The sequence below is a fragment of the uncultured Vibrio sp. genome, from assembly GCF_947488985.1.
Lineage (GTDB): Bacteria > Pseudomonadota > Gammaproteobacteria > Enterobacterales > Vibrionaceae > Vibrio.
In genome coordinates this window covers 1-13006 of sequence record NZ_CANLBV010000105.1, presented here as the reverse complement: position 1 = coordinate 13006, position 13006 = coordinate 1, and the positions used below count along the sequence as shown (strand labels likewise).

The following is a 13006-nucleotide window of genomic DNA, read 5'->3' as shown; positions in this document are numbered from 1 at the left end:
GTCAGTGTAATTATCATAGTTCGTAGCATGATCCTGATTTTACTAAAAATCAAGCACCTTCAATGATCACGGGTATAAGACAACGCGAATAACGGCAAACTTTATCGCCGCCGTTATTCACTTATTCACTTATTCAGCGATCAATGTTTAGCATCAGTTGTCAGATACTCAGTAATTAACAGGCTTGAGTTTATCGCGCTATTGTTCTTCTAAAACCACCCACTAAAAACAACACGCTGAGTATACCCAACGACACACTACCACCACTGCTTGAACTCGACGATGTAGTAACGCCAACATAAGCGGCTCTTTTCTCATCAGTCGACACGAAGTTAGCCGTTTCAGATCCTGCCATCACACTATCAATCCAATCTTTATAGTCAACAATTTCAGTAAAGACAGACGTTACAGTGTTATTTCCACCACAGGTGTCAGGGCCAAAACTGGTGATCCCGACTTGTTCATAACTGGAACCATTTTTCCAATAGACCGGGCCACCGGAATCACCTTGACATGTACCGCCATATAAGCCAGAAGCCGCTCTATCACCCACAAAACAAATCTGATTATCAGTTAATGCTGAGCCGTCAATAAATGTCCCGGCACATGTGGCATTCTCAACCAAGGTAAGATCAGCGCTCTGCAGAATGCTGGTACTGTCGAAACCTGAGCGTGTATCACCATGCCCGACTGCAACAAACTCATTATTCACATCACGATAGCTCTCATCGTCAGGTCGCGTGATCACATCATTAACGGAGTCAATGTTGAGTGCACTTTCTAGCTTCAATATCGCAATATCATTACTCAGCAAATCATTCAGGTTGTTCGAGTAATCACTGCGATAATAAATTTCTGACACACGCACATTTTGAATATTGCCGTCTGGAAAATCGTCCGTGTTCTCTATTTGAGGAACAGCAACCGTAAACAACTGTGCATACTCATCACCATAGATACAGTGGGCAGCAGTCAGGATATGGCTAGGGTCGAGAATGGTTGCACCACAGTATGCCGCAGTGGAATACACACCATCATATTCAATTCGATCGATGAACAAACTCGCCATTGAAGGAAATTCGCTCACCGAAGCATCACTACCATTGACGATATAAGGTGTCACACTGGCATCTGACGTACTTTCGGTGGTAGCTTCCGTCGCCATCGTCATTGATGTATAAAGCAACGGCACTGATGTATAGAGCAAGGGTACTAGAAGCCCAAACACGGCTTTTCGAATTGGGTTCATTGCGTGGTTTACATTCATAGTTCACTCCTTGTGCCGCAGACCACTCATTCATAAAAATGATAATTCACCACGATAACACATCACCATAGTCATTATAGTCAGTATTTATCACCCATCAGGCACACCTCTCATTTTGTCAGTGAGCTCCGTCACCCGAACAACACCAACTCACCGAGTCTTCTCGTCAGCGATCTTTATGGCCACCTGCCGAGCTATGGTAGTAGTTTATGTGGTAGTGATGAGTTATCTATTCAAAAATACGTCTCTAAACGTATAAAAGCCTACTGTTGAACTTCTCCATAAAGAAAAGCAAACAATAGGCTTTTGGTTAGACTTAAAATGTTTTAAAGCAAACTAGGGCGTGTTGACCTTTACTGGTTAAATTTCGTTCGAGATGAAAGCGTTTTAATCGCGGCGAGGGGGAAGTAACCTAGTCACTCTAAGCAAATCTCCCTCAACAAAGAGTAAAACGCTTTTAGCCGAACCCTTCGGGCAGCGTTTGCTGGTCATTTCTACTACGTTACCGGCTTCTTATGTAGGCTAGCTACATAAGAAGCCTCTGCCTGGTATAAATACCCAGCAACTCGCTGCAAAAATCAGCTCGAAAAATCAACACACCCTAGCCACGGTAGTAACGCTGAGGGACAAACGGCATTTTCTCAACCGTCATTGGTAGCTTCTTACCGCGTACCTCTGCAAAGATTTCACTGCCGATAACGGCAAGGTCAGTACGAACATAAGCCATTGAAACAGGTTTACCTGCATTAGGGCCTGCTGTACCACTTGTCACAATACCGACTTTGTTGCCTGCAGAGTCGAACAATTCAACGCCTTCACGTACCGGTGCTTTCGTTTGACCCACTAGGCCAACACGCTTGCGTTGTACATCTTTCGTCGCGATTTGCTCAAGGATTATATCAGCGCCAGGGAAGCCACCAGCTCGTTCACCATCAGTACGACGTACTTTTTGAATACCCCAAAGCAGACTCGCTTCTACTGGCGTTGTTGTTGTATCTAGATCATGACCGTACAGACATAGACCACACTCAAGACGAAGTGAGTCACGAGCACCAAGGCCAATCCACTCGACTTCAGCTTCTGAAGTTAACTTACGTGCTATTGCTTGAGCGTGATCATTCGGTACAGAGATCTCGTAGCCATCTTCACCCGTGTAGCCGCTGCGGCTGACGATGCATTCAATGCCATCGATGTCGATTTTTTGAACATCCATAAACAGCATCTCTGCAACCCTCGGTTGGAAACGAGCCAGAACTTCCGACGCTTTAGGGCCTTGCAGTGCCAGTAGAGAGCGATCATCAATCAATTCCATGACAACGTCAGCGGGCAGATGAGCCTCTAAGTGGGCGATATCTTGCGCCTTACACGCGGCATTCACGACCACAAATAGGTGGTCGCCTAAATTTGCCACCATCAGATCATCCATGATGCCACCCTGCTCATTAGTAAAGAACGCGTAACGCTGCTTACCAGCAGGGAGATCGATAATATCGACAGGAACCAAAGATTCTAAAACTGCCGCTGCGTTTACACCATGAAGACGAAGCTGTCCCATATGAGAAACATCAAAAAGACCGGCAGCGTCACGAGTATGTAAGTGCTCTTTCTTAACACCAAGTGGATACTGGACTGGCATATCGTAGCCAGCAAAAGGGACCATTTTGGCACCTTGTTCAACATGCAGCGCATGCAGTGGTGTTTTTAATAGGTCTTGATTAGCGTGTTCTTGAGTCATTATGTTCTCCATGAAGCATTGCAGCCTTTCCAAAGTCGAGTCTGCCGCTTGTATCTCGATTAAGAGTCGCCCTAACGGTAGTGATTACCGTTAGAAACAGTAGATAGTAAAAAGTGATGTCAGCCTAAGCTGTATAAGCCTGCTGTGATTTACAAATAAACTTGAGATTTACAAATGCTCAGTCACCACAAATATAGGTCTAGCGTTTTTTATTTCGTTAGCTTTATGAACATCGATAGCCGAACAAAAATACGCCAGTTCACTTTCTAAGAGTTTACTTCAGTAAACTTAAATCAACATGAGTCAACCATGTTTATTATAGTAAACAAGCATGCTTCAGTTTTACACCATTAACAAGATTAAAACAGCCCAAAATGTGACATTTAACAATTTTAAAACAACCTTTCATTGCATACAAAATCGCGATATTGATAATTTTCACCCCAATATCGCGCGAGTTAGCCAACGTTTAAAACAAAAGCAAACGTTTGCCTATGCTATGGGAAATTTTAAAATCGTTATATTACTTGGCTGTCACCCATAAAATCAGCGCATCTTCAGCACTGGTTGAGATGAGCATGTGCCCCATAGTCGCATCGTAATACATGCTGTCGCCTTCGCTCATCGGTACCGGTTCATAGAACTCTGAATAGAACATCACATCGCCAGAAATGATCATCAGAAACTCTTCACCGTCGTGGCGCACCCAGTCGTTATACTCTTCAAAGGTACGCGCTCGCACACGGCTCTTAAACGGCATCATCTTCTTATTAGAAAGCTCTGTCGCCAGCAGTTCATGCTCATAAGTCGGCGTTGGGTGGGGTTTGCCCTGACCCGCCTTGGTTAAGTCGCGGCGTCCTGTGGCAACTTTTTTCTTCGGTGGCTCAAAGAGTTGAGGCATATCTATTTGCAGCCCCATGGCTAACTTCTGCATCGCTTGAAAGGTTGGTGAGATCTGTTCGTTCTCTATTTTACTTAGCGTAGAGCGTGCTAAACCCGTTCGTTGGCTTGCCTCTTCCAACGTGATCCCAAGCTTACTGCGAATATCTTTAATCCGCTGACCAAGCTTAAGTGGCTCGATATTTTGCTCTAGCGTTTCCTTGGCTAACGTTAAAGATGGGTACTCATCATAAATGTCTTCTGACATAGATCCCTCATTGACTGTGACTTCCTGTTTATTGATTTCATTGTTGCATGAAGCGCTTTGTTGATTAAAGAGCACACAGAGAAATAAAGCGTGCTCCCCGTAGCAAAACAAGAAAAGTTGTTTCCTATTGGAAATATTTGTTGAAAATTGATTTCATCGGAGCTATGTTATCGACTTGTTAGATGAAAAGATGCTACTTCAGCTCTTACAAATGATAGATTTAACATTTGTAAGAGCTGTTTTTTACCCGAACTTTTTGGGAAACAATTCGTGCTGCATTGCCCCTACAACGATCGCTTAGACGCTGTAAGAGTATATTTATAACGCAATTCACGTTTATCTATATCTATATGGCGCAAACGATACCGATGCAGAAATCAACGTAAGACCTAATGGACTATAAAAACAATCACCATTAGCTTAATGAAAGGTCTCGACAATGAACGCTTACCAAAACCATAGCTTAGACAGTTTTTTCTCTACCAACCTGGCGGGCACGGACGACGCCGTATTTGCTGGAATCCAAGCAGAGAATACGCGCCAAAACGAACAAATCGAACTTATTGCTTCTGAGAACATCGTTTCTAAAGCAGTAATGCAAGCTCAAGGCACTTGCCTTACCAACAAATACGCAGAAGGTTACCCGGGACGTCGTTACTACGGCGGTTGTGAGCATGTAGATACCGTTGAAGCTATCGCAATCGAACGCGCTAAGCAGCTGTTCAAATGTGAATACGTAAACGTACAGCCTCACTCAGGCGCTCAAGCCAACGGAGCGGTTAAACTTGCCCTACTTCAACCTGGCGACACTATACTAGGTATGTCTCTTGACGCGGGTGGTCACCTTACACACGGTGCACGTCCTGCAATGTCTGGTAAATGGTTCAACGCAGTTCAATACGGCGTAGACCGCGACACGCTTGAAATCGATTACGAAGCAGTTCGCGCTTTAGCTATCGAAAGTCAACCTAAAATGATTATTGCTGGTGGTAGTGCTATCCCACGCGTGATTGATTTCGCTAAATTCCGTGAAATCGCTGACGAAGTTGGCGCAATCCTAATGGTTGATATGGCACACATCGCGGGTCTTATCGCGACAGGTGCTCACCCTAGCCCACTACCACACGCACACGTTGTTACTACAACAACGCACAAAACACTTCGTGGCCCACGCGGTGGTATGATTCTGACTAACCACGAAGACATCAACAAAAAGATCAACTCTGCAGTGTTCCCTGGCCTTCAAGGTGGCCCATTAATGCACGTGATCGCGGCTAAAGCCGTCGCATTTGGCGAAGCGCTTGGCCCTGAGTTTAAGACCTATATTGATTCAGTGATCAGCAACGCAAAAGTTCTGGCTGAAGTCTTACAATCTCGTGGTTGTGACATTGTCACTGGTGGAACCGATACCCACCTGATGCTGGTTGACCTTCGCCCTAAAGGCTTAAAAGGTAACGTAACAGAAGAAGCATTAGAGCGTGCAGGGATCACATGTAATAAAAATGGCATCCCATTCGACACAGAGAAGCCTATGATTACTTCGGGTATTCGTTTAGGTACGCCAGCGGGAACCAGCCGTGGTTTTGGCACTGAAGAATTCAAACTTATCGGTGAATGGATCGGCGATGTACTTGATGGCTTAGTTGAAAGCCCTGAAGGCAACGCTGAAGTTGAGCAACGTGTTCGCAAGCAAGTTAAAGAGCTGTGTAAGCGTTTCCCTCTTTACCGTTAAACGGTTTTTACAATTTTTAAATTAGAACATCATAAATTTTTTGGAGAATAAGCAATGGACAATACACTAAAGTTTGCAGACAGCCACGAGTGGGTAAAAGACAACGGTGACGGTACTGTGACTATCGGTATTTCTGAGCACGCTCAAGAGATGCTTGGTGACGTTGTTTTTGTTGACCTGCCTGATACGGACGACGAAATTGAAGCGGGCGAAAGCTTCTCACTGGTTGAATCAGTAAAAGCGGCATCGGACATCTACGCACCTATCTCAGGTGAAATCGTAGAAATTAACGAAGAGCTAGAAGATAGCCCAGAGCTCATCAACGAAGACCCTTATGAGGGTGGTTGGATTGTTAAAGTGAAGATGTCTGATGCGTCTGAGCTAGACAACCTCAAAGATGCGGAAGAATACCTAAGCTCTATCGAAGAAGATTAATAAACAACCGCATTACGATAAAGCTGCTCTCTTGAGCAGCTTAATTTTAGGGGCTAGCTCACGGTCCCAAAGAGAAAGTAGAACAATACCATGACTGAATTACTTCAAAGCCAATTACTGAAAAATCTGGGTACTCAAAACGAGTTTGTTGCTCGTCATAACGGCCCAAATAAAGCAGACCAGCAAAAAATGCTTGAAGCGATCAACGCGACTAGCCTAGATGCACTGATCGACGAAACGGTTCCTGCACAAATCCGTCTTGAAAAACCAATGACACTTGCTGCGCCACTGAGCGAAATGGACATGCTGAGCTCGCTTAAAGCGATCGCGAACCTAAACCAAGTGAAACGCACCTTCATCGGTCAAGGCTACTACAACACATTCACTCCAAACGTTATTCTACGTAACGTTTTAGAGAACCCAGGCTGGTACACAGCTTACACACCATACCAACCAGAGATTTCTCAAGGTCGTCTTGAAGCTCTACTGAATTACCAACAAATGGTAATGGACCTTACAGGTATGGAAATCGCCAACGCATCACTTCTTGATGAAGCGACAGCGGCTGGCGAGGCAATGACACTGTGTAAGCGTGCTGGCAAGAGCAAGAGTAACGTCTTCTTCGTTGCTGACGATGTTCACCCGCAAACACTAGAAGTGGTTAAAACACGCGCTGAATACATCGGTTTTGAGGTGATGGTTGGCTCACTGGAAACCCTGTCAGAACAAAACGTATTTGGTGCATTGGTTCAATACCCGGGCACAACAGGTGAAGTGCGCGACCTAACTGACATCATTGCGAAAGCGCAAGCAAACAAGACTCTTGTAACGGTTGCCACTGACCTACTGGCATCGGCTCTACTTAAGCCAGCCGGCGAAATGGGTGCAGACGTCGTCATCGGCTCAGCGCAGCGTTTCGGCGTACCTATGGGATACGGCGGTCCACACGCTGCATTCATGGCAACGCGTGACAAGCATAAGCGTACTATGCCAGGTCGTGTGATCGGCGTTTCTATTGATACGCATGGTAACCAAGCACTGCGTATGGCAATGCAAACTCGTGAGCAACACATCCGCCGCGAGAAAGCGACATCGAACATCTGTACAGCTCAAGCACTACTAGCAAACATGGCGTCTTTCTACGCGGTTTACCACGGTGCGGAAGGTCTACGTACTATTGCTCGCCGTACACACCACATGACAGCCATCCTAGCGGCTGGCCTGACTAAAGCGGGTTACGAGCTAACGAACAACAGCTTCTTCGATACCATCACAATCAACTCAGAAGAGAAGACAGATGCACTGTACGCGAAAGCGCAAGCAGCAGACATCAACCTTCGTCTTATTCAGGGTAAAGAAAACCAAGATAAAGAAGGTCACGGTAAGATCGGCATCAGCTTCGATGAAACCACCACCATCGACGACGTCAATGCCCTATTCGCGATCTTCGACGTCAAAGAAGACGTTCAAGCGCTCTCTTCAGACATTGCATTCAACGAGTTTGCCGCGATTCCAGAAAGCTGCCGCCGTGAGTCTGAGTTCCTAACCCACCCAGTATTCAACACGCACCACAGCGAAACGCAGATGATGCGTTACCTAAAACAGCTTGAGAACAAAGACTTCTCACTGACGCACGGCATGATCCCACTCGGCAGCTGTACCATGAAGCTGAACGCAGCGGCTGAGATGATCCCAATCACATGGCCTGAATTTGGTTCTATTCACCCATTCGCACCTCTAGAGCAAGCAGCCGGTTACACTGCGCTCGCCAAAGATCTGAAAGAGAAGCTTTGTGAAATCACAGGCTACGACGAATTCTCATTGCAACCTAACTCGGGTGCATCAGGCGAATACGCAGGTCTTATCGCGATTCAACGCTACCACGCAAGCCGTGGCGAAGGTCACCGTAACGTATGTTTGATCCCAAGCTCGGCGCATGGTACCAACCCTGCAACGGCATCAATGGTGTCAATGAAGGTCGTGGTAGTGAAATGTGATGACGATGGCAACATCGACATGGCAGACCTAGCAGCGAAAATCGAGAAGCATAGAGACAATCTATCTAGCATCATGATCACTTACCCTTCTACGCACGGCGTGTACGAAGAGCAAGTGAAAGAGGTGTGTGAACAAGTCCACGCTGCGGGTGGTCAGGTTTACCTAGACGGCGCGAACATGAACGCTCAAGTGGGCTTAACGTCACCGGGCTTCATCGGCTCAGACGTATCGCACTTGAACCTCCACAAAACCTTCTGTATTCCACACGGTGGTGGCGGTCCGGGTATGGGGCCTATCGGCGTGAAATCGCACCTCGCTCCTTTCCTACCGGGCCACATTGAAAACGGTGTACAAGGTTCGGATTACGCGGTATCCGCTGCCGATCTAGGTAGTGCTTCTATCCTACCTATCTCTTGGGCTTACATCGCGATGATGGGCGAACCTGGCCTAACGGAAGCAACCAAAGTCGCGATTCTGAACGCGAACTACGTGATGGATAAACTACGTCCTCACTACCCTGTTCTTTACCGTGGCACTAACGGCCGCGTCGCGCACGAATGTATTATCGATATTCGTCCACTGAAAGAAGAGACAGGCATCAGCGAAGAAGATATCGCGAAACGTTTAATGGACTTCGGTTTCCACGCGCCTACTATGTCTTTCCCAGTAGCTGGCACACTAATGGTAGAGCCGACTGAATCAGAAGATTTAGAAGAGCTAGACCGTTTCTGTGAAGCGATGATCGCAATCCGCCACGAAATGGCAGCAGTGAAAAACGGTGAATGGCCGCTAGACAACAACCCGCTAGTGAACGCACCACACACTCAAGTGGACCTTTCAGGCGCAGAATGGGATCGCCCATACTCTCGCGAACTGGCTTGCTTCCCATCGAAAGCAACCAAGATCTCGAAGTACTGGCCAACGGTTAACCGCGTCGACAACGTTTACGGCGACCGTAACCTTATCTGCTCTTGCCCAAGTATTGATAATTACGAAGAGTAGTGGGTAGCTGATGTCACGTCACAATAAAGTTTGTGACTAGATTAATTAAGTCTGTGACTGAAATTAAGTTTGTGACTTAAATTTTAGAAAAGAAAAGCGAACCGGATGGTTCGCTTTTTGGTTATTGGGTTAAGCTATCTGCCATTAATTAACTCTGCGACTCTGCTGGCATGCACCTGGACATATCCATGTAGGACTAGATAAAAAATACCCCGGAAATCCGGGGCATCGAGCTTTTACAACCTAGAAGAGACTTTTCAGTCCCGTCTTAATTGATTCCGTGACAATGGTAGTTAACGCTTTGGCTGGTAACTTCTTCAAGTCATCTTCAAAGTATTTACCAACCTCACTTTTAGTTAGGGTGCTTAGTCGCTCTCGCCCTTTAGCAGTCAGCCAAAACATCTTGCAGCAGAGTTCAATGTCCCAAGCATCACCATAACACCGGCTTCACCCATGGTCTTGTAGGGCGTCAGATCGCAATCGACAATCAATCCCTCTTCAACGAGGAGCTGGAAGTGAAGATGGAACTTCGCATCCAACCGGCATTCATATTCATTGTTGTTTAAGTAGACCTTGATGCCTAGGGCTTCTAGATCTTTAACAGTGGTGAGGTTCTTATCGTTTTCCTCAATAGCTATAAGTAGCTCTCGTAAGTATAAATTTTCTATGCTCATTTATTTTTTTTGTTTAGCACAGATCTAATACTTATTTTTTGATGGCTCTGTCAAACGGATCGACAAAGAAAACTAAAAAATTCTTTCTGTAGCGATCTCTGAGAGCTTTATAGAGGGGTGTAAAATAGGGATTTTATAGTGACTGTGACATATCCCACCAATTTGTCTGATTCCATGCCTCGCTAGAACCCTATCTATAAGGTATTGTTAGCTAAGAGTCTTAGTCCATAAAATGAAAGTATATATAGCGCAGTGTGACATCATGAGTTTATTAGAAGATATCTTGAAGGAAATAGGTCCCTGTCTAAGTACGGACTTGGTACAAGAACTGGTTGATAGACACCATCTATCTCATGATGCAGCTCGCAAGCGGGTTTCGAGAGCAGGTAAAGATATATATCGTCTAGAAGGGTTACCTTTCCCTCGTAATGTGAAATTTGTGTATCTAAAAAAGGACTATCGTTCTCCTTACTTCTGGGGAGCATTGTATTCCGCATTTAAAGATACGAACTCTGCTTATTGGTATGCAATTGCAGCACTTAAAGAGCGTGATGGAGTGATGCCTTACGAGCACTTTTTGATTTCATGCGGTGCGCCCGTACGACAACAAAAGCATATACCACCTGAAAAAATCATCGAACGTCTTGAGATGCACGAAATTCTGTCGGTTCGTGATTTAGATGGCTTTGGACGATGTGTTGTGCTTACTCAGTATGAGCAAGACTTGGATTTCATTCTTCCTGACATTAGAGCAAGATTGATAGCTGAAAAGCTCCTCATAAGTGCAGTATCTCAATGGGCGAAGAATCTAGGTTTAGTCAGTTACAACCTTTTCAAAAATCGTGATGAGGAAGAGTTACCTACCGTAAGCACAACAGTTTGGGATATGGCTAGACCATCTTATATATCACCCTTGGTTGATATCGGGCAGAACGACAAGATAAAGCCTGGCTTTTTCGCTTGCGACATCCTATTGAACAAGAAAGTCAGCGATGATGGTATTCAGCCGTTTTTGAGGAAGTGTAAAACCTTAAGGGGGCTACCTAATGTTGGTCGTTGTATGCAGATGTTTGTTGCCAACGAGTACAAATCTGATGCTTTCAAGCTGGCGAAAGAAGCCGGAGTTTTACCTGCTACAGTGGAAAGTCTTTTTGGTCGTGATGTTGCTAAGGGATTGGTCAACTTACTGCGAACCCTAGAGAGTGCTGCTCAAGCTGTCATTATAGAGCCAGAGAGATTCAATCAATTGTTCGATCAGTTGGGCAAAATAGAAGGTGCTGTTGGAAATCTCAGAGGCGTATTGTTTGAGTATTTCTCTGCAAGCGTTGTTCAGAAGGCTTATCGAACCAACTATGTCCGATTAAATGAGGTTTGCAAAACACAGGATGGTAGCCGAGCAGAGTCAGACATCATAGCTGAACTGCACTCAGGGGAGATTCTGTTTATTGAGTGTAAAGGTCATCAACCCAATGGCACAGTGTCATTTGATGAGATTAAAAGGTGGCTTCAGGTTCGGGTGCCAACTCTCAGAAAATATGCACTGGAGCATCCAGACTGGAAGAGGAAAAACTTATATTTTGCACTGTGGACGTCCGGAGGGTTTTCCGAAGAATCGTTAGAGCTTTTGTCTCGGGCAAAAGAGAGTACCAGTAAGTACAAGTTAGATTACTTTGATGCAGAAGATGTTCTCAAAATCGTCCATAGCTGTAACGACAAAGAAATGCTCAAGACTTACTTTAAGTGCTTCCTTGATTATCCGCTGAAGAAGCTAGAGAAAGATTGGTTAAACGCCCTCGATAGCGAGAGCGTTTGAGTACAGATATCAGTATTACCAAATAGGTGCTGTTGCTGCATCGTAGAACTTAACTTCTAATCCCGGGCGCTCTATGAATGCTTTGGCGTTAGCTCTTGTACGAGTGTTGGCAGGAGAGTCCTTATCACCAAAGATACTTACGAAAACTTTCGAAACATTGCTTGCTTTGATTTGATCGAAAATATGCTTATCGTTTTCATCCATTGAATGACCGTGGATAAATAGCACACCATCAAGCTGCTTTAGAGCTTTATAGCCTGCATTCAAATATGGGTTGTGCTCGATTTTATGAAGTTTTTTCTCGTGACTAGGTTCAGAAACGAACAGGGGGAACTTGCCGTTATCTAGGTTGTTTCTTACTTGGTCGACGATACTAGTGTCAGTGGCAGCTCTGAACGTATGTTTCTTGATAGCAGAACCCGAATCGTAGAGGTGTAGTCCACCATGCAGGAAGTAAACATCTTGCTCATCGGTGTTTTCCCATTCGGGACCACGGAAACCATCGTCGGTAATGTACCCGAAAGGTTCGATATCGTTCTTGTTAACAATCCAATAGAGCAAGAGGTCGTAGTTCAAGGTAAAAATGTTGTCGAACTTGTTGATAAAGCTCTTTGCTGATTCAAATTGTGCAGTGGTTACTCGGCTAGAACGTGCAGGGTGAGTTCTAGAGATAACGTCAATTAGTGCATCTTTTAATTGTTCTTGGTCAGATCTTATTTCATCTAACTTTGCTCTATCAACACCGTAAGCATCACCTACAATCTCAGCCGCTTCGAGACTTCGCATTACTTGCTCAAAGTCATAGGTTTCAAAACGATTGAAGATATCTCTTAGCTGCGCATCTCGAGCACCGAACTGTGCTTCGGTGAATAGGTTTTGATAGTTGAATATGTCTCTATCCCAAGCTTGTGAAAAGCCATTTGCTAGTAGGATGGACGGTTCTTGTCCTTCATCTAGCGAATCCAACCTTTCTTGAAAAGACTTTAGTGGCATAACCTTGTTCTCTTTATGTGTTTCCGAGTTCGACCCATAGAGGTATTCTGACATTTCAGATTACTTTTATACCAATCTGGAAAATTAACTGGTCAGGTTAATCCAGTCTCTGGTGCACATTTTGGTAACTCTATCTGCACGCTCCAAGAATCGATTCCATGCAGTGCATACTCTCGACACAATATCTTGGTAGTCGGTAAAACTCTGATT

General features: G+C 45.0%; 9 protein-coding genes. 4 read left to right on the top strand and 5 right to left on the bottom strand.

The features are described 5' to 3' along the window. Positions 1-190: 190 nt before the first annotated feature. The 3 genes from Q1A70_RS17035 to Q1A70_RS17025 form a co-directional block, all read right to left on the bottom strand. Positions 191-1267, bottom strand: a complete 1077-nt coding sequence (locus tag Q1A70_RS17035) for a serine protease (RefSeq protein ID WP_299694291.1) — start codon at positions 1265-1267, stop codon at positions 191-193. Positions 1268-1868: 601 nt separating this feature from the next. Beyond that, positions 1869-3002 (bottom strand): glycine cleavage system aminomethyltransferase GcvT, encoded by a 1134-nt coding sequence (gcvT, locus tag Q1A70_RS17030; RefSeq protein ID WP_299694294.1) that lies wholly within the window; start codon positions 3000-3002, stop codon positions 1869-1871. Between the two features lie 523 nt (positions 3003-3525). Further along, positions 3526-4149, bottom strand: coding sequence for an XRE family transcriptional regulator (locus Q1A70_RS17025; RefSeq protein ID WP_299694297.1), 624 nt, complete (start codon positions 4147-4149; stop codon positions 3526-3528). Positions 4150-4588: 439 nt separating this feature from the next. Here Q1A70_RS17025 and Q1A70_RS17020 point away from each other — a divergent pair, with 439 nt between their 5' ends. The 3 genes from Q1A70_RS17020 (at position 4589) to gcvP (ending at position 9316) form a co-directional block, all read left to right on the top strand. Next, positions 4589-5881: a serine hydroxymethyltransferase gene (locus tag Q1A70_RS17020; protein ID WP_299694300.1), complete on the top strand. Its 1293-nt coding sequence runs from the start codon at positions 4589-4591 to the stop codon at positions 5879-5881. Positions 5882-5935: 54 nt separating this feature from the next. Continuing rightward, positions 5936-6316, top strand: a complete 381-nt coding sequence (gene gcvH, locus Q1A70_RS17015; RefSeq protein ID WP_299694303.1) for a glycine cleavage system protein GcvH — start codon at positions 5936-5938, stop codon at positions 6314-6316. A 90-nt stretch (positions 6317-6406) separates the two neighbouring features. Next, positions 6407-9316 carry an aminomethyl-transferring glycine dehydrogenase gene (gene gcvP, locus Q1A70_RS17010; RefSeq protein ID WP_299694306.1) on the top strand — a complete coding sequence of 970 codons (2910 nt, stop codon included), beginning with the start codon at positions 6407-6409 and terminating at the stop codon, positions 9314-9316. Positions 9317-9705: 389 nt separating this feature from the next. Here the strand turns inward: gcvP and Q1A70_RS17005 are convergent, their stop codons facing one another. Next, on the bottom strand, positions 9706-9990 hold the full coding sequence (locus Q1A70_RS17005; protein ID WP_299694309.1) for a hypothetical protein: 285 nt from the start codon (positions 9988-9990) through the stop codon (positions 9706-9708). A gap of 262 nt (positions 9991-10252) precedes the next feature. Here Q1A70_RS17005 and Q1A70_RS17000 point away from each other — a divergent pair, with 262 nt between their 5' ends. Next, the gene (locus tag Q1A70_RS17000) at positions 10253-11803 is read left to right on the top strand and encodes a hypothetical protein (protein WP_299694312.1); all 1551 of its coding nucleotides are present in this window, start codon (positions 10253-10255) and stop codon (positions 11801-11803) included. A 15-nt stretch (positions 11804-11818) separates the two neighbouring features. Here the strand turns inward: Q1A70_RS17000 and Q1A70_RS16995 are convergent, their stop codons facing one another. After that, positions 11819-12850, bottom strand: a complete 1032-nt coding sequence (locus Q1A70_RS16995) for a DUF4917 family protein (protein ID WP_299694315.1) — start codon at positions 12848-12850, stop codon at positions 11819-11821. Between the last annotated feature and the right edge of the window lie 156 nt (positions 12851-13006).

Bases quoted from the DNA above. Each gene is read 5' to 3' on its own strand.
- Q1A70_RS17035 (WP_299694291.1), bottom strand. From the start codon at position 1,267: ATGAATGTAAACCACGCAATGAACCCAATTCGAAAAGCCGTGTTTGGG.
- gcvT (WP_299694294.1), bottom strand. From the start codon at position 3,002: ATGACTCAAGAACACGCTAATCAAGACCTATTAAAAACACCACTGCAT.
- Q1A70_RS17025 (WP_299694297.1), bottom strand. From the start codon at position 4,149: ATGTCAGAAGACATTTATGATGAGTACCCATCTTTAACGTTAGCCAAG.
- Q1A70_RS17020 (WP_299694300.1), top strand. From the start codon at position 4,589: ATGAACGCTTACCAAAACCATAGCTTAGACAGTTTTTTCTCTACCAAC.
- gcvH (WP_299694303.1), top strand. From the start codon at position 5,936: ATGGACAATACACTAAAGTTTGCAGACAGCCACGAGTGGGTAAAAGAC.
- gcvP (WP_299694306.1), top strand. From the start codon at position 6,407: ATGACTGAATTACTTCAAAGCCAATTACTGAAAAATCTGGGTACTCAA.
- Q1A70_RS17005 (WP_299694309.1), bottom strand. From the start codon at position 9,990: ATGAGCATAGAAAATTTATACTTACGAGAGCTACTTATAGCTATTGAG.
- Q1A70_RS17000 (WP_299694312.1), top strand. From the start codon at position 10,253: ATGAGTTTATTAGAAGATATCTTGAAGGAAATAGGTCCCTGTCTAAGT.
- Q1A70_RS16995 (WP_299694315.1), bottom strand. From the start codon at position 12,850: ATGTCAGAATACCTCTATGGGTCGAACTCGGAAACACATAAAGAGAAC.